Consider the following 16737-nt stretch of genomic DNA (forward strand, 5'->3'; position numbering starts at 1 on the left):
AACTATGAAATACAACAAATTGCAAAAAATCCCTGCTGAAAATTGAAAAGCCTTGCTAAAATGGCAAGGCTTGAAAAATTATAATGTAATTCCGAATTTTGAATGTAAAAGATTTTTATATTGCACATCTGTAACGTTTTCTTTCGTTTTTTTACCGTTTTTCGCTATTGTCAGACTATCCTTTGTTAAAGATGCATGCCCATCTTCAGTTAGTTTTACAATAAGAGGTACTTTATTAAATGGTGAGCCATCATGTTCAACGATAATTTTTTGTGCGGTATTTGCTTTTTCTTCATCCACTTCTTCTATATAAAATGCATAGCCTAACGTCCAATCACCAGCAGAAGATTGATCCAAAAACTCATTATTTTTACGCATCTCTAACATATAGTTTCCCTTTTCGGTCATTTCTTTACGAATACGATAATCTCCTGTAACGGAGTGAATGACTTCACCTGAGAAAGGGACAGGTGCAAGAGGTAAGTATGATCCGAATCCTACTTCAATTAAATAAAGTTCATTATGATGTGTTAAAACGGTTGCGATATGACCAGAATCAACAGCCCATATGGAGTTTGCGGCGTTATATACTGTTCCTGAAACGAGATGAACATCAAATCCAGCATCTTTAAGGAAATAATACATAGTAGGATTGAGTTCATAACAAAGACCGCCACGATTGTTTACTAAAATTTTTTCTTTTAGATTTTCTTTTGATATTTCCTTAAAATTCTTTTCGAGAACATTTAAGTTTTCAAATGGGACAGTTTGTGCCATTGCGTACATAATGTTAGGTAAATCTTCAAATGAAACTTTGTCTTTTTCTTTTTCTTCAATATTTAATCTTGCAAAAAATTGCTTTTGAAAGTCGGTCATAGAAATCCCTCCGTTATGCTTTTATAGATAAATTGTAAACAATCTTGAATAAGATGTGAAATGAAAACTACGTTGAAGTATTGGTTGAATATTTGAAGTTAGACTAAAAAATAATATGGGAGAATGAGAGATTGCTACTTTACTAATTGTAGAACGAATATTATAATAATTCCGATAAACTATGCAAACGTTTTCTAAGGAGGAATGGTTTAAATATGTTAAAAAAAATAACAGTAGTCGGCTTGTCGGTTGTTTTGTTTTTACCTAGTATATATGGGGAGAGTAAAGCGTATGCAGATACGGTTAACAATGGAACGTTAATGCAGTATTTTGAGTGGTATGCTCCAAATGATGGGAATCATTGGAACCGCTTGCATTCGGATGCTGGAAATTTAGCTCAAAAAGGAATTACATCTGTCTGGATACCGCCTGCATATAAAGGAACTACGCAAAATGACGTAGGATATGGAGCATATGATTTATATGATTTAGGGGAATTCAATCAAAAAGAAACGGTACGAACAAAATATGGGACGAAAGCACAATTGAAATCTGCAATTGAAGCTTTACATAAGCAAAACATCGATGTATACGGTGATGTAGTTATGAATCATAAAGGTGGAGCAGATTATACTGAAACTGTAACAGCTGTTGAGGTAGACCGTAATAATCGAAACGTTGAGGTATCGGGTGATTATGAAATTAATGCATGGACAGGGTTTAACTTTCCAGGGCGCGGAGCTACTTATTCTAATTTCAAATGGAAATGGTATCATTTTGACGGAACGGATTGGGATGAAGGAAGGAAATTAAATCGAATTTATAAATTTAGAGGTATAGGTAAAGCATGGGACTGGGAAGTGTCTAGTGAGAATGGAAATTATGATTATTTGATGTATGCAGACCTTGATTTTGATCATCCAGATGTTGCGAATGAGATGAAAAATTGGGGGACGTGGTATGCGAATGAATTAAATTTAGATGGCTTTCGTTTAGATGCTGTTAAACATATTGATCATGAATATTTACGCGATTGGGTAAATCATGTCAGACAGCAAACGGGGAAAGAAATGTTTACGGTGGCTGAATATTGGCAAAATGATATCCAAACTTTAAATAATTATTTAGCGAAAGTCAATTATAATCAATCTGTATTTGATGCACCACTGCATTACAATTTTCATTATGCTTCAAAAGGAAATGGGAATTATGATATGAGAAATATTTTAAATGGAACAGTAATGCAAAATCATCCTGCACTCGCAGTTACTCTTGTTGAGAATCATGATTCGCAGCCTGGTCAGTCATTGGAATCTGTAGTCAGTCCGTGGTTTAAACCGTTGGCATATGCATTTATTTTAACTCGTGCAGAGGGCTATCCTTCAGTTTTCTATGGTGATTACTATGGGACAAACGGAAATAGTAGTTATGAAATTCCAGCGTTAAAAGATAAAATTGATCCGATTTTGACAGCACGAAAAAACTTTGCATATGGTACGCAGCGTGATTATTTAGACCATCCAGATGTGATTGGATGGACAAGAGAAGGTGATAGTGTACATGCTAATTCTGGTTTAGCGACATTAATCTCTGATGGACCGGGAGGATCAAAGTGGATGGATGTTGGAAAGAATAATGCAGGGGAAGTATGGCACGATATGACGGGTAATCAAACAAATACTGTAACAATTAATAAGGATGGATGGGGGCAGTTCCATGTAAGTGGAGGATCAGTTTCCATATATGTTCAGCGGTGAATTGTTAATAGAAAAGAAGAGGTAGACTGAAATATAAGTTTTCCTCTTCTTTTTATATTGTTATCATTCCTAAATCGTTATTTTAATAAATGAACTAGTCGACTTTTGAGACAACAAGGGATGCGTTGGAATAAATAATGTCACCCGTGGCTTCTCTTATTCGTACTCGAAGAACATCTCCTTGGTTTAAAGATAATAGATCAGTTCTGGCGGATGTAGCTCTTACCCCAGGACCACCACCAACTCGTGATTCAATTGCGAATTGAATTGAATCGTTTATTGTAAGATTTAATATACTAGACGAAATAGCTTGTATCACAAATACGATTGAAAAGGATACTGAGTATACACCAGTGGTATCAATTGTAATGGAGTTGTCTACTGGGTTTAGAGTAGTTCCACTAACAGGTCCTGGAAGGGTAAAATTAATATTTGTATTAACTACTACTGAAAAACCAATACCTACGTCAGTAGTTATTGTTCCAAATACGGGAAGAATCCCTAAACCGGTTGCTCCAGTGGGACCAGTAATTCCAATTCCAGTAGGTCCTGTACCCCCAGTGGGACCAGTAATTCCAATTCCAGTAGGTCCTGTAATCCCAGTGGGTCCTGTAACCCCAGTAGGACCAGTAATTCCAATTCCAGTAAAACCTGTCGCACCGGTAGGTCCGGTGATTCCAGTAGGTCCGGTAGGGAATGTAAATGGTGGAATTGGTGGTAGTGTGGGGCCGATTAAATTTGGTTCAAGAGCAGTTCCATGTAAAATAATATATTCTTCGCTCATATAGTAACCTCCTATGATTGCTTGTCATAATTATTAAATGTAGTAGAGAAAGTAAATGACATTCGCAATAGCGGAGGCACTTATTAAATTTTTTCGCAGTGAAATTAAAGAGGTTATTTTAAAGTTGGAGACAATAAAAACCGTACTGTGATTGCTATAGAATTAAATATTAGTATGTTTTTAACGGATTTTAATAGAGATTATATTTGCTTTACGATAAAATGATTATAGTGTAAAATTACACTATAAGTGTAAAATGATAACTGATAGTTTTTTTTATACTTATGATTATTAGAAGAAGTTCTTTATATAAATCGTAATTTAAAATCCATAAGGACATTTTTGTATAGGCAGTAGTAGTAAAAGGAGAGGCAATATGAAAAGAACAATAATGAAATGTAGCATAATGTTTAGTTTATTACTATTAACATCATGTGATATATTGGATGAAGAAATTGAACAAAAAGCACAAAGTTATACAAAATCGGAGCATGGTATTTCTGTGAAACTAGATCGAATTGAAATACCTAGTCAAGGTAAGGATTTTTTAGGACCAGATATACGAATAGCTTATGTACAGCAAGTAGATGAACCATATTTGCAATTTCAAATGTATTTCGATGGACGAACCTCTCCAAAGGTAAATAATGATAACTATAAAATAAAAAAAGAAGCGAATGATTTACGAGAAAGATTCAATACATATTATGAAGAAAAAGGGACTAATACTATACTTACTTTCGAGGAAATGCAAACAGGGGACACTGTTTTCGGTAAGGATGCAGAGAAAAAAATATCGAAGAAACATCCGAAGCATTATGTTACGGCGGTTTTCAGAAGTAATATCTTTTTGGATTTAGACAACCGGGCACATATGGAAACATTAGCGGAAGTTGCGAGAAATATTCAGGAATTCAATAAAACGATTGAAAATAGTAAGAGTTGTGTGGATGATATAACGGTTCAGCTACCCAATGCTAATAAGGACGTATTACAACATATTGCGGTAGATTATATAGTAACGGCTGAAGATGCGAAAACGACCCTTGAGAAAAAGGCTGATTATATGAAAGCTTTACAATCTGCAAGGAAATAGTCTGACACCTTTACTTCTTATAAAACATATAGTATGATGATTTCAGTAAATTAGATTTCAATGACTATAATATAAATTAATGAGAGGTGCTTTTTGTGAGTGCGGTAGGTACTAAATAGGAAAAATTTAATGAAATAAATCGGATAAGACCAGGGGATTTTTATGTATACCATACCCCTAATTTTGTCATGGATTTATTTCGATACCTATGAAGATACCTACAATACTTTATAAAGCGTGTAATAAGGGGATTTCCATCCGTTTTTATGGTTTATTTCCTCATATGTTATTACTCATGCCTTGTAAATGTAAAAGCTGCGGTATCCCCGCAGCTTTTTTGTATATATTTTTAATGTATAAAAATGGTAATTGAATAATGTAGAGCTCATTGGAATCTAATGAGTAGGTATCTTCATTGATGATAGAAATCAATCATAGTGAGGAGAAATAAAATGAATACGATGACTTTTGAAAAGTTACAATATAACGAATTAAAGGATATAGTAAAATCTTATTGTGTAAGTGGATTAGGTAAGGATTTATTAAATAAATTAGAGCCAAGTACGAGTATAAAAGTAGTGAGAAATCGTTTGAATGAAACAACTGAAGCGCGAGCTATATTAGATGCAGAAGGGCATGTTCCTTTCTTCGGGATTTCAAATATTGCTAGTACAATCCAAAAATTAGAAAAAGGGATGATTTTAGATCCAGAAGAATTAGTAAGTGTTTCAGACTTTTTACGTGGATGTAGAAAAATTAAAAAGTTTATGTTAGATAAAGAATTTTTTGCGCCAGTATTAGCTTCTTATGCAAATTCAATGACTGAATATAAAAGTATCGAAGAGGAAATTAATTTTTCAATAAAAGGCAATAGTATTGATGCAGCTGCGAGTAAAGAGTTAAAACGAATTCGAAATAACATTGATTCGGTAAATGGGAAAATAAAAGAACGTTTAACGAAGTTTTTAAATAGTAGTACAAATAAGAAGTATATTCAGGAATTCTTTATTAGTAAAAAAGATGACCGTTATACGATTCCAATTAAATCTTCTTATAAAAATCAAGTTGCCGGAAGTATTGTTGAAGCTTCTGCTAAAGGTTCTACTGTATTTATAGAACCGCATACAGTTACAAAGTTAAATGCGGAACTCGCAAGTTTGAAAGCAGAAGAAGCGATGGAAGAGTATCAAATTTTGGCAACTTTATCAGGAATGGTAGTAGAAAACATTTATCATATAAAAATTAATATGGAATTAATTAGTCAATATGATATGGTATTTGCGAAAGCGAAGTTTAGTAAATCAATCGATGGAATAGAGCCGAAGTTAAATGATCATGGCTACATTCATTTAGTAAATTGTAAGCATCCGCTTTTAAGTGGAAAAGTAGTACCGTTAAACTTTGAAATCGGTCAAAATTATCGTAGTTTAATTATTACAGGACCAAATGCGGGCGGGAAGACAATCGTATTAAAAACAATTGGGCTACTAACATTAGCAGCAATGTCAGGCTTGCATATTGCAGGAGATAAAGAAACAGAAATTGCTATTTTTGAAAATGTGTTTGTAGATATTGGTGATAATCAAAGTATCGAAAATGCACTCAGTACATTTTCATCACATATGAAAAATCTATCTGAGATTATGAGGATGTCAAATAATAATACGTTGCTATTATTTGATGAAATAGGAAGCGGGACTGAACCAAATGAGGGAGCAGCACTTGCAATTTCTATTTTAGAGGAGTTTTATCTTGCAGGATGTATTACAGTTGCGAGTACGCATTACGGTGAAATTAAACGCTTCTCAGAAATACACGATGATTTTATGAATGCAGCAATGCAATTTAATAGTGAGACATTAGAACCGCTTTATAAATTAGTAATCGGTAAATCAGGTGAAAGTAATGCACTTTGGATTGCAAATAAAATGAACGTAAGAGAACATGTACTGAAAAGAGCGAAAGAGTACATGGAAAATAAAGAATATGCCCTAGAAAAACTGAATGAAAGCAAAGTTAGAAAACCGAAAGTCGTGCAAGAAAAAAGAGAAAATCATTACGAGTATAAAATGGGCGATCGTGTAAATTTATTAGATTATGATGATTTTGGTATCATCTATAAGGAAATAGATAATTTTTATAACGTCGTTGTATATTATAACGGTGAATTTGTTGAAGTAAATGTAAAACGTATTACTTTAGAGGTAGCAGCAAAAGAATTATATCCAGAGGGATACGATTTAAATACACTATTTGTCGATTATAAAGAAAGAAAAATGCAACATGATATTGAGCGCGGATCGAAAAAAGCGCTTCGTAAAATCCAAAAAGAAATAAGAAAGAATAGGGGGTAATATAGAGTGGTAACGATTAGGCAAGAACAAAAAAGCGATTATAGAAAAACAGAAGAAGTTGTAAAAGAAGCATTTTTACATGAAGAGTATAGTGATAAAAAGGAACATGAACTTGTAAAGCGTATTAGAGAATGTGATGCGTTTGTTCCTGAGTTATCTATTGTTGCGGTAGATGAGGAAATAGTCGGTCACATTATGTTATCGAAAATTACGATAGAAAAAGATGGAGCTTCTGTAGATTCATTAGCGCTTGCGCCAGTATCAGTTGCTAGGGGCCATCAGAAAAAAGGAATTGGTGGAAAACTTATTGTAGCTGCGTTAGAAAAAGCGAAAGAACTTGGATACGGATCAGTAGTAGTATTAGGGCATCCAGAGTACTATCCGAAATTTGGTTTTAAGAAAGCAAGTGAGTGGAATATAAAAGCAACATTTGAAGTGCCTGAAGAGGTGTTTATGGTGGTGGAATTAAGGGAGAATGCTCTTGAAAGTGTAGAAGGAGTTGTACAATATTCGAGTGCTTTTGCTGAGTAGGAGTATCGGTTAAGAAATATAATCATAAAAGATGCTATCTTTTTGTATGGATATACAGAAAGGTAGCGTTTTTTATTAAGCGAAGCTACTTACATATATTTTGCTCAATGAATAATTGAGGTGTTAATATTGAGATAGAAATGTAAAGGGAGAGAAAAAAGAATGAAGAATCGAGAAACAGAGAGCAATGTCGTTACGTTATATGTTACAAGACATGGTAAAACAATATTAAATACGAACCATCGCGCGCAAGGTTGGGCAGACTCTCCGTTAGTGGAAAAAGGTGTGGAAGTTGCCACAAATTTAGGAACGGGATTAAAAGATATTCATTTTATGAATGCGTATAGTAGTGATAGCGGCCGAGCGATTGAAACTGCTAATTTAGTATTAAAATATAGTGAGCAGTCAAAATTGAAACTTGAGCAAAGAAAAAAATTACGAGAATTAAATTTTGGTATTTTTGAAGGTGAAAAACTTGATAATATGTGGGATGCGGTTGGAAAAGCTGCGGGTGTTGCATCACCAGAAGAACTTATGAAGTTTTCTATTCAAGAAGTTATTGATCTTATTAGAGCAGCAGACCCTACAAAACAGGCGGAAGATTGGGAATTATTTTCTACTCGTATAAAAGCAGAGATTGATAAAATTAGTGAAGAAGCAGCTAAAGATGGCGGCGGGAACGTTTTAGTTGTCGTTCATGGGCTTTTGATTACTACCTTAATAGAAATGCTAGACAGTAGTAAAACAAAACTTGGCGTGGAAAATGCTAGTGTGACAAAGATTGTATATCGAGATGGAGCATATACAGTCGAGTCGGTTGGAGATATGAGTTATGTTGCAAAAGGGAAAGAGAGTGTGGAAATATAATTATACCTCAAATAGAAATATGAAAAGGAAGTTAGAAAAATCTAGCTTCCTTTTCCCTTTTTAGTATACTATTTATAGATTTTAGTTTGAATGTTCTGATAAAAATACACCGTGATAATTATTGTGATGATATAGTAAGAGGTAGGTATTTAGTAGCATCTTAGGAACAAAGAATCGTCTTGTAATATATTGGATGGATAGTGGTATAGTCTTACATCTCGAAATTTAAGTAAGTTTACAAGAACTAAAACAAAGTAAGGAACGTGTGAATATGGATCGAATATATTTTGTGGACAATCCGTGGCCTAATGGTCATCGAATTGTTAATTTTAAGTGGAGTGCACATTTTAAATATGCAGAGGAAGAAGAGTTAAATGGTATAGCTGGTTTGTATTTTGATTTACATTTAGAGACTGCGGATTATGATGAGGAAGATTTGGATGAAGAAGACGAAGAAGATGAAGAAAACGAAGATGATTGGCATGCGAAGATTGTATGGAACAACTTCCATAGTTGCACCTTGTCATCAGAAGAATGGGATTTTAAAGGATTTCGTGTAGGAAGTGATGAGGTACCATTTGACTTGGATATGCTAAATGGGAAGGAATTTGCAATTGATTTTTTATCCGAAGATGAACAGAAGAACTTAGATTTAGAGTTAACGGCATTTGATGTTTATTTACTTGGACATGATGCGTCAGCCTTTCATGATATTAAGTTCACTAGATTAGAAGGGAAGACGTATCAAATTGAATGGAAAGGGAAATTGGCGCTTGCGTATATTGGAGACTATGAGTTCAAATATGATTTTCATACATTAATTTCCTCAACGTCATTTAGTGGAATTAATATTCCTAATGAAATAACTGATCATGAGGCATACGTTTTGTTAAAACGATTTGTTAGTAATCCAGTAATGTTTGAATTGCACCATGATAATGGCAATAGACGATTTGTATTTAAATAAAAATATATCGTTGCCTTTGCGAAACAACTGTATAATGTTTTCAATTTATTTAATTAATTTTTGAGTCGAAGAGTAAGTGATAATATAAAACCCTTTTTTTAGGTCATGGACGAGAAAGTCTAACGATATATAGGAGGGGGTTCTACTGTATATGAGGTTTTGGACATGAGTAAAAGTCAGACTGTGTTCGGCATAGTTAATAACTTTCGTGTCGGAAAATTCAAACGAAATGATATATATTATGTTATTTATGTTCAGTTCTAAGAGGAAAAGAATATTAACAATTATATGGAGAAGTGATTATGTTGATTAAATTAGTTCATTTTTTATTTGGAAAACCGTGTAAAAAAGGTGATTCGTTCCAAACTAAATTTCCACGTTTTATTTATTGGAATGCAGTTGTATTTTATTTTTTTGGAATGATATTCTTTGGGATTTTTTCTTTTATTGATACTGTATTTATTGAGTCGCTCATATTTGGAGGTTTGTTTTTTCCTTTAATATTTAGATTCGTTTATTTTATGAACTTAAAAATGAGCGGTCTAGAAAAAGAAGTATAGAAAGAATATAAATAACAGGGTTATTGGGAAGAAGCGAAAGTGAACATTAATAAAATGAAAAAAGGAAGCAAAGAAATAAAATCTTGCTTCCTTTTTAAATTGGAACGACTAAGGGATTAATAAAATTTTCCCTGTACTTTTTCTGCTCTCTAATAATTCATGAGCGCGAGCACCGTCTTGTAAAGAGAATGTAGTAGGACTTGTAATGTTTAATTTTCCAGTAGCGATCCAATCGAATAATTGAGTAGAGCGTTGCTTACGTTCTTCAAAGGTAGTAAGTATGTTCCAAAGGTCTCCGCCAGTTAAAGTTTTTGAAGTATCCATAAGCATACGTGGATCTACAGGCGCAGGATTACCGCCAGCCATTCCGAAAAATACGACAGTACCACCAACTTTAGTAGCGTTAAAACTTTCCTCAAGTGTAGAGCCTACTGATTCATATACAACATTTACTCCAGTGCCGTTTGTTATTTCAAGTACTTTTGAATGCCATTTTTCAGTATATAAAAATACGTGATCGGCACCAGTTAATGTGGCTACTTTTCCTTTTTCGTTTGATGAAGTTAGGCCGATTACTGTTCCACCCTGTAGTTTAATCATTTGAATAAGAAGTTGACCAACGCCGCCAGCGGCAGCATGTACTAAAGCTGTATCACCTTGATTTATTTGATAGCTATCTTTTGTTAAATAATGTGCTGTTAGACCTTGTAATAAGACAGAAGCAGCTGTTTCAAAAGAAATTGAATCTGGAAGAGGGATTACTTTTTCTGCTGGAACAGCAACTAATTCTGCATTTGCAAATGGGACATCAGCAAATGCAATACGGTCTCCAGAGTTGATAGTAGTAACGTCAGCTCCTACTTTTTCAACAATACCAGCCCCTTCATAACCTAAAATATAAGGCGGGTTTCCAGCGAGATGATAATAGCCGCGGCGTCTGTAAATATCAGCGAAGTTTAATCCGATTGCTTTCGTACGTACAAGAATTTCATTTGGGTTTATGATTGGATCATGTATTTCTTTATATTGTAGTACATATGGACTTCCAAACTGTTCGAAACAAAGTGCTTTCATATGGAATACCTCCATTTATATTGTTTGTAGATGCTCTTTATCATACAATACAAATATCAATAGACAAAGAGGATTATTTTGATGAGATCAATCGAAAATTTCGATTGAAAAGAGGGATGATAAATGGAGATAAAACAATTAATTACCTTTAAAATAGCCGCGGATACTTTGAACTTTACACAAACTGCGAAGAAATTAAACTTTGCTCAATCGAGCGTAACGGCGCAAATTAAAACGTTAGAAGCTGAGCTAGGTACGCCGTTATTTGAAAGATTAGGAAAACGTCTTTTCTTAACTGAAGCAGGGAGGAAGTTTCAATTATATGCTGATAAGATGATTGGACTTAGTAACGAAGCGAAAATGGCTGTGAAAGATGATGAAGAAATAGCTGGTACGTTAACGATTGGTGCACAAGAAAGTCAGTGTACATATAGGCTTCCATCTATATTAAAGAGATTTAAAGCACAATTTCCTCAAATAAAACTTATATTTAAACCAGCACATTCTAATAAAGATGCGAAGGAACAATTGATGGAGGGAAAAGTCGATCTTGCATTTATTTTGGATGAATGTAAAACAGAAGATGCTTTACATGTGGAGCCTCTTATGAAAGAAGAATTAAAAGTAGTAGCTGCTCCAGAGCATCATTTACTCCAGCAAACTTCCGTTTCTATAAAAGATTTAGAGAAGGAAACACTTTTATTAACAGAACTAGGGTGCTCATATCGGACTTTATTTGAGGAGTTATTTCGTGCGAAAGACATATATCCAGCAAATAAGATTGAGTTTGTTAGTGTCGAGGCAATTAAACAATGCGTCATTGCAGATTTAGGTGTTGCTGTGTTACCAGCTATAGTAGTAGAAAAAGATATGCGAGAAGGGGCGATAAAGGAGTTAGTTTTAAAAGAAACAATTCCTCCGATTTATACGCAAATCGCTTGGCATAAAGACAAATGGATGACAGTGCCACTGCAGCAATTTATTGATGTAACAAGAGAGTTTTTTACAACGGATTAAGTGGAGAAATATTTGTTTTCTATAAAAGAAAAAATAGCAATTTTGTATAAAGAACCGATGCTTGCATGTAACAAGTATCGGTTCTTTTATGTTTGAAATAAAGGATGCTATAAAATGTGTATTTCTCAACTTTTTTTCTTAAAAGGATAAGTAAATTTCTTCGTATATTCCAATAATCATAAGGGAATTTACAACATTTTTTTGTTTCTGTAAGATGCCTCTAGGAAGCATGAAAGGAGGGGCGTACATAGGGGATAGATTGTCTTTATCATACGTATTTATTTTGAGGGAGGAGATTGGAAATGTTTAAAAGGTTCATGAAAGTATGTGTGTTAAGTGTAGCGAGTGTAGGGGTATTATTTAGTTTTCAAGAAAGTACATTTGCAGCTACCGATCTTAGTAGTTATTATGACGGGAAAAATCCGGCTATAACGAAAGTGTATGGGGGTAGTGCAACATGTGATGCAGATGGATTTAATGCAAAGTCTACAGCGGTGTATGAAGGTAGCAAAAAAGTAGGAACAGTGTATTTACGTTACAGTAATAAATGTCATGCAGCATGGGCAAAGTTTGTTTTAGATCAACCAGCACCTGCTGTTTCGGGAGGAGTGTACGCGTACGCTGTTGTAAATAAATATAAAAATGGTGTATTCCAAAAATCAGTCACTTCAAATCAGGGGAATGGCACAATAAAAACAGGTCAAACGAGCACGTATACAGGAATGGTATTTGACTTAACTGCTGATTTCGGATACACAGCAGATGCTGAAGCGGTTACGTTTAATAATGGTTATGGGAAAACTGGACGTTATTAATAAAGGAGTGGAATTCTATGAAACTTTTAAAAAAAGTAAGTGCATGTCTTTGTCTGGCGTTGCTCGTTGTAACTAGTGTGTTTAGTACGACCAATAATAATAAAGCATATGCGGAAGACCATACGTATGATGGGAAAAGTCCGTATTACAATAGTTGTGATCAATCAGCAGTAACGAAAGAGAAGAAGTGGATTGATTCAAATTCTTATGTGGAATTAAAATTTAGCACGACGTGTAAGACAGCATGGGCAAAAGTTACTGTAACCCGCCCGGCAGTTTATAATAACGAAGCTGATGCAAGGATAGTCAGAAAAACCGATGGAAAAGCATATACTTGCGGGAGTGCTGGAGGGAATGGTGTTGTGAATAAAGGGCAAACATCATGCTATACGCCAATGGTATATGATTTAGATCCAAGAAAGGCGCAAGCGCAGGGGAAACATGCCATTCCAAATAGTGATGCATATAATTATGCTGAGACTATTTGGTATTGATGAGGATATAGAGATTGTAAGGTAGAATATTTTAAGAGCATGTTTTGATAGGTTTTCAAAACATGCTCGATTTTTTGGGAGTTTAGAAAAATCGAATTAAATAAGATCTGTATCAGGGGGAGTGTATCCAAGGTGACGAGCCATAGATACAATTTGTCCTTTATGATGAAACTCATGAGTCTCCGTATGAGTTAAAAGCCATAGTGGGGTTGTGCTCCAAGGTTCTTTTTGCCATTTCACTTCATTTGCTATATTTTCAAGCAAACGGTCATTGTATTCATCTAAAAAACGTTGTACAACCTCATCGACTAACTTAAACCTAGCACGAACTTTCTCGATATCTGCATGCTCAATTTCATAATCACTAGCGAATGAAAAATCTGCTCGTTTTTGCTTAAATGCGAATGATCCAAGCCAGTATCGGTAGCAATCGGCTACATGAAGATGCGTCTTTATTATGCTACCGCTTCCGAAATTCGGAATAGTGCTATGTAATTTTTCTAGTGGGATTTCTTCCAAAAATGAAAATAGAGTTTCTCTTGTAGAGCTAATAAGATTATATTGTTGTTTTAAAATATCTAACATGCAATTACACTCCTCTTTTATTTACTAAACCATTTGTGTAGTAAGTAATTCTATATTTATGAGGAGTGAACCTTTGTTATTATTTTTACTAAGCATATTAGATGTATTTTTTAATTGTTTCTGATAGATTATACAAGGTGAAACTTTAATAAGTTGAACACTCTTAGCTCATAATAAATTGTACATAAAAAAGGGGAGCGATAAAATGAATAGACTAGTTGGTTTAAAACAATTTGAAATAACGCGTGGGGAATTGCTTAAATTTATGGAGACGCTAGACGATAAAACTGTGGATACGCAGCCAGAAGGCTTTAACAATACAATTCGTTGGCATATTGGTCACGTGTTAACAGCAGCAGAAACTTTTATGTTTGGAAGAGAGTTTAAACAATTACCAACGGAATATCCAGGTATGTTTGGATATGGATCAAGACCATCTAAATGGACAACAGAAGGACCATCATTAGAAGTGTTAACGGCCCAATTAAAAGAACAAGCAAAACGTATTAACGAAATTCCAGCAGAAGCATTTGAAAACAAACTTCCAGATCCATTCCTAGGATTGGAAACAGTTGGTGAGCTTTACGGTATGATGCTTTATCATGAAGCAGATCATATTGGGCAAATGAAGGCGATGGAACGTATTATTAAGGCTCTTTAGTTTGAATTGCATATAACAAGAAAAATGACAGATGTATGGTTAAATAATATATATACAAAAAAGGTAGATAAATTATTATCTACCTTTTTTGTATAACTTCTTGAAGGATTAGGGGTTATCATCGTGATGCTGATGAAGAAGGAGAAAAAACTAATATATAGGGATAAAGAAATTTTATTATTTTTATGGTGTGATTATTAATTATAGTATTCCTAAATATGGAATATACGTATAATAAAAGAGAAGAACTAGAAATAGGGGTGAATACTATGATTACATTGGAACAAAAGTTGGAGCAATACACACATACATATGCACAGTTAAAGGAAGAACTAAAATGGAAAACGAGTGATTCTCGAACAGGAATGATGATTGCTGCTATGTATGCAAGCAGTGATAAATTATTTGATCTCGGACGTTTTTTAGAAATTAGTAGTTATATTAAGAATCAGGTAGGAATGTTTTCATACTTAAAGTCTTATCATCGCTTTGTGGTGGCCGCAACATTAGATATACACTTTACAGATTACAAGAAAGCTTTTCGAAACTTTTTAGATTTATATGAACAATTGGTCGCTGGTGGTTTTAGTCGGAGTATATTTACTTATCTTGCAGCAGCTGTGCTTTTAACAGAAGATAATGAACAGTATGGCACGCACATTCAGCGTTCGATGCAAGTATATAAACGAATGAAAGAGGATCATCTTTTTCTTACAGGTACAAATGATTATCCGCTCGCGGTTTTACTAGCAGGGCAATCAGAGCATGTAGAAGCACTTATGGACCGAGTGGAACGTCTTTATCAGAAACTAGCGGCAGCTGGTTTGCGTAAAGGGAATGATCTTCAATTTCTAAGTCATATTCTTTCACTAAAGAAGGATGTCCGTGAAGAAATGTTAGTTGCAACATGCACAAACATATGGAAGTTATTAAAGCGAGAAAAGGTAAAAGTGAAACAGATGCATTATCCCGCTATCGGGCTACTAGCGTTACTTGAGGATGGAGAAAAAGAGATTCATTCTATTAAAGCATTGATTGAAAAATTGCAGGGGGAGAAATTGTTCCGTTGGCATACAGATACCAATATTCTTATTGCTATTCAACTGTTTGTAAGTCAGAAAAGTGAGGAAAGTAAAGCTACCAACACAGGCTTACAAACAATGATAGAAGTCCTCATACAGGCACAACAGGCAGCTATGATGGCAACGATTGCCGCTTCATCTGTAGCAACCTCCTCCGCTAGTAGTAGTTCATAATGTGCAACTGCTTATGCACTTGTAAATTATGATGAATTTATAACTCTTTTGATGAGGGCGGTTTAAAAAATATTATTAAAAAAGGCACATCACTCTCTAATGAGTGATGTGCTAACTTTTTTACATAATCAGCATTATCTTTTCGACTCCTTCAAATGTTTAAGTTGTGTAACAATCATAATGCTAATAACAACCAGTAAAAACCATGAACTAATTTTGCTTAAGTGAACGAGATTCCATGCTTCCCGTTGATTTGGATATTGCCATGCTCCGAAAAATGTTGCGATGTTTTCTGCAATCCAAATAAAGAATCCGATAAGGAAAAAGGAGAGAACGAGCGGCATTTTATATGTAACATCTTGTAATGAAAACTCCACAAATGTCCGAAAGAAAACGATGAATAGAAGTAATGTTAATGCCCATCTAAAGTCATATAGAAAATGATGTGTGAAAAAATTGAAGTAAATCATTGCTCCTAGAGGTATTGCAAAAATAGCTTTCGGCCAATGGTACATTTGTAAATGCATTCTTCTCCACGCTTGGCATATGTAACTCGCGACACTTGCATACATAAACCCGCTGTAAAGTGGAACTCCAAACACTTTTGAATATGCCTCTTCCGGATAACTCCATGAACCGAAATGTACTTTATATATTTCTAGTAAAAGGCCGATGAGGTGGAAGACAGTAATTACTTTTAATTCGTCTTTCGTCTCAAGTCCAGTCTTATACATAAACAACTGCATAAGAAGACATACGATGAGTATGAAATCATAGCGATATAACCCTGGGATAGAAACGATTTTTGAAAGGGCTAGTGTTAAAAAAATGACGACTGGGAATAAGCAAGATAATGCTTGCTCGTAAGTGAAATGTAGTAGTTGTTTTATATAGAACATTGTGTCTCCTTCGATATTTTTTGTTAGAAAACTCAAAATAATGACTAAGTATACTACAATTTTAAAAATAAGCTAGTAGTCTATTTTGCGTGTATTTGTAAGTTTTGGAAGGGAATTGTAATAAGTATTTTAATATGTAACAAA

The 16737-nt window shown here is 34.3% G+C and carries 17 protein-coding genes; 12 read left to right on the forward strand and 5 right to left on the reverse strand.

What is annotated here, in order from left to right:
- Nucleotides 1-78: 78 nt before the first annotated feature.
- Nucleotides 79-876, reverse strand: coding sequence for an arylamine N-acetyltransferase family protein (locus ACQVV1_RS07580; RefSeq protein WP_242255276.1), 798 nt, complete (start codon nucleotides 874-876; stop codon nucleotides 79-81).
- A 215-nt stretch (nucleotides 877-1091) separates the two neighbouring features.
- Between ACQVV1_RS07580 and amyS the strand changes: the two genes are divergently transcribed.
- Entirely contained in the window at nucleotides 1092-2633 is a 1542-nt protein-coding gene (amyS, locus tag ACQVV1_RS07585) for an alpha-amylase (RefSeq protein ID WP_431168718.1), read from the forward strand.
- 94 nt (nucleotides 2634-2727) lie between these two features.
- Here the strand turns inward: amyS and betA are convergent, their stop codons facing one another.
- Nucleotides 2728-3417 carry a collagen-like exosporium glycoprotein BetA gene (gene betA / locus ACQVV1_RS07590; protein ID WP_431168719.1) on the reverse strand — a complete coding sequence of 230 codons (690 nt, stop codon included), beginning with the start codon at nucleotides 3415-3417 and terminating at the stop codon, nucleotides 2728-2730.
- A gap of 376 nt (nucleotides 3418-3793) precedes the next feature.
- On the opposite strand from betA, the gene ACQVV1_RS07595 reads away from it, so the two are divergent.
- The 6 genes from ACQVV1_RS07595 (at nucleotide 3794) to ACQVV1_RS07620 (ending at nucleotide 9792) form a co-directional block, all read left to right on the forward strand.
- Nucleotides 3794-4513, forward strand: coding sequence for a hypothetical protein (locus tag ACQVV1_RS07595; protein WP_242255280.1), 720 nt, complete (start codon nucleotides 3794-3796; stop codon nucleotides 4511-4513).
- 452 nt (nucleotides 4514-4965) lie between these two features.
- Nucleotides 4966-6867 carry an endonuclease MutS2 gene (locus ACQVV1_RS07600; RefSeq protein WP_309259171.1) on the forward strand — a complete coding sequence of 634 codons (1902 nt, stop codon included), beginning with the start codon at nucleotides 4966-4968 and terminating at the stop codon, nucleotides 6865-6867.
- 6 nt (nucleotides 6868-6873) lie between these two features.
- Nucleotides 6874-7398, forward strand: a complete 525-nt coding sequence (locus tag ACQVV1_RS07605; RefSeq protein WP_309259170.1) for a GNAT family N-acetyltransferase — start codon at nucleotides 6874-6876, stop codon at nucleotides 7396-7398.
- Between the two features lie 162 nt (nucleotides 7399-7560).
- A complete protein-coding gene (locus tag ACQVV1_RS07610; protein WP_242255286.1) occupies nucleotides 7561-8265 on the forward strand; it encodes a histidine phosphatase family protein in 705 nt (234 codons plus the stop codon).
- Nucleotides 8266-8536: 271 nt separating this feature from the next.
- The gene (locus tag ACQVV1_RS07615) at nucleotides 8537-9232 is read left to right on the forward strand and encodes a hypothetical protein (protein ID WP_309259169.1); all 696 of its coding nucleotides are present in this window, start codon (nucleotides 8537-8539) and stop codon (nucleotides 9230-9232) included.
- Nucleotides 9233-9534: 302 nt separating this feature from the next.
- The gene (locus ACQVV1_RS07620) at nucleotides 9535-9792 is read left to right on the forward strand and encodes a hypothetical protein (protein WP_000905817.1); all 258 of its coding nucleotides are present in this window, start codon (nucleotides 9535-9537) and stop codon (nucleotides 9790-9792) included.
- Between the two features lie 108 nt (nucleotides 9793-9900).
- On the opposite strand, the gene ACQVV1_RS07625 is transcribed toward ACQVV1_RS07620, so the two are convergent.
- Nucleotides 9901-10866, reverse strand: coding sequence for a quinone oxidoreductase family protein (locus ACQVV1_RS07625; RefSeq protein WP_242255290.1), 966 nt, complete (start codon nucleotides 10864-10866; stop codon nucleotides 9901-9903).
- Nucleotides 10867-10989: 123 nt separating this feature from the next.
- On the opposite strand from ACQVV1_RS07625, the gene ACQVV1_RS07630 reads away from it, so the two are divergent.
- The 3 genes from ACQVV1_RS07630 to ACQVV1_RS07640 all read left to right on the forward strand — a co-directional run bounded on the left by ACQVV1_RS07630 (nucleotide 10990) and on the right by ACQVV1_RS07640 (nucleotide 13192).
- Nucleotides 10990-11883: a LysR family transcriptional regulator gene (locus tag ACQVV1_RS07630; protein ID WP_242255292.1), complete on the forward strand. Its 894-nt coding sequence runs from the start codon at nucleotides 10990-10992 to the stop codon at nucleotides 11881-11883.
- A 302-nt stretch (nucleotides 11884-12185) separates the two neighbouring features.
- Nucleotides 12186-12698: a YjfA family protein gene (locus tag ACQVV1_RS07635; protein ID WP_431168720.1), complete on the forward strand. Its 513-nt coding sequence runs from the start codon at nucleotides 12186-12188 to the stop codon at nucleotides 12696-12698.
- A 17-nt stretch (nucleotides 12699-12715) separates the two neighbouring features.
- Nucleotides 12716-13192 carry a DUF2690 domain-containing protein gene (locus ACQVV1_RS07640; protein ID WP_242256317.1) on the forward strand — a complete coding sequence of 159 codons (477 nt, stop codon included), beginning with the start codon at nucleotides 12716-12718 and terminating at the stop codon, nucleotides 13190-13192.
- Nucleotides 13193-13288: 96 nt separating this feature from the next.
- On the opposite strand, the gene ACQVV1_RS07645 is transcribed toward ACQVV1_RS07640, so the two are convergent.
- Nucleotides 13289-13777, reverse strand: coding sequence for a DinB family protein (locus ACQVV1_RS07645; protein ID WP_242256316.1), 489 nt, complete (start codon nucleotides 13775-13777; stop codon nucleotides 13289-13291).
- A gap of 205 nt (nucleotides 13778-13982) precedes the next feature.
- Between ACQVV1_RS07645 and ACQVV1_RS07650 the strand changes: the two genes are divergently transcribed.
- Both ACQVV1_RS07650 and ACQVV1_RS07655 read left to right on the forward strand, forming a co-directional pair.
- Nucleotides 13983-14438: a DinB family protein gene (locus tag ACQVV1_RS07650; RefSeq protein WP_431168721.1), complete on the forward strand. Its 456-nt coding sequence runs from the start codon at nucleotides 13983-13985 to the stop codon at nucleotides 14436-14438.
- A 218-nt stretch (nucleotides 14439-14656) separates the two neighbouring features.
- Complete coding sequence (locus ACQVV1_RS07655; RefSeq protein ID WP_431168722.1) at nucleotides 14657-15694, forward strand: DUF4003 domain-containing protein; 1038 nt, start codon at nucleotides 14657-14659, stop codon at nucleotides 15692-15694.
- Between the two features lie 134 nt (nucleotides 15695-15828).
- Here the strand turns inward: ACQVV1_RS07655 and ACQVV1_RS07660 are convergent, their stop codons facing one another.
- Complete coding sequence (locus ACQVV1_RS07660) at nucleotides 15829-16593, reverse strand: DUF817 domain-containing protein (protein WP_242256313.1); 765 nt, start codon at nucleotides 16591-16593, stop codon at nucleotides 15829-15831.
- Between the last annotated feature and the right edge of the window lie 144 nt (nucleotides 16594-16737).

This window comes from Bacillus basilensis, from assembly GCF_050630465.1.
Classification (GTDB): Bacteria; Bacillota; Bacilli; order Bacillales; family Bacillaceae_G; genus Bacillus_A; species Bacillus_A basilensis.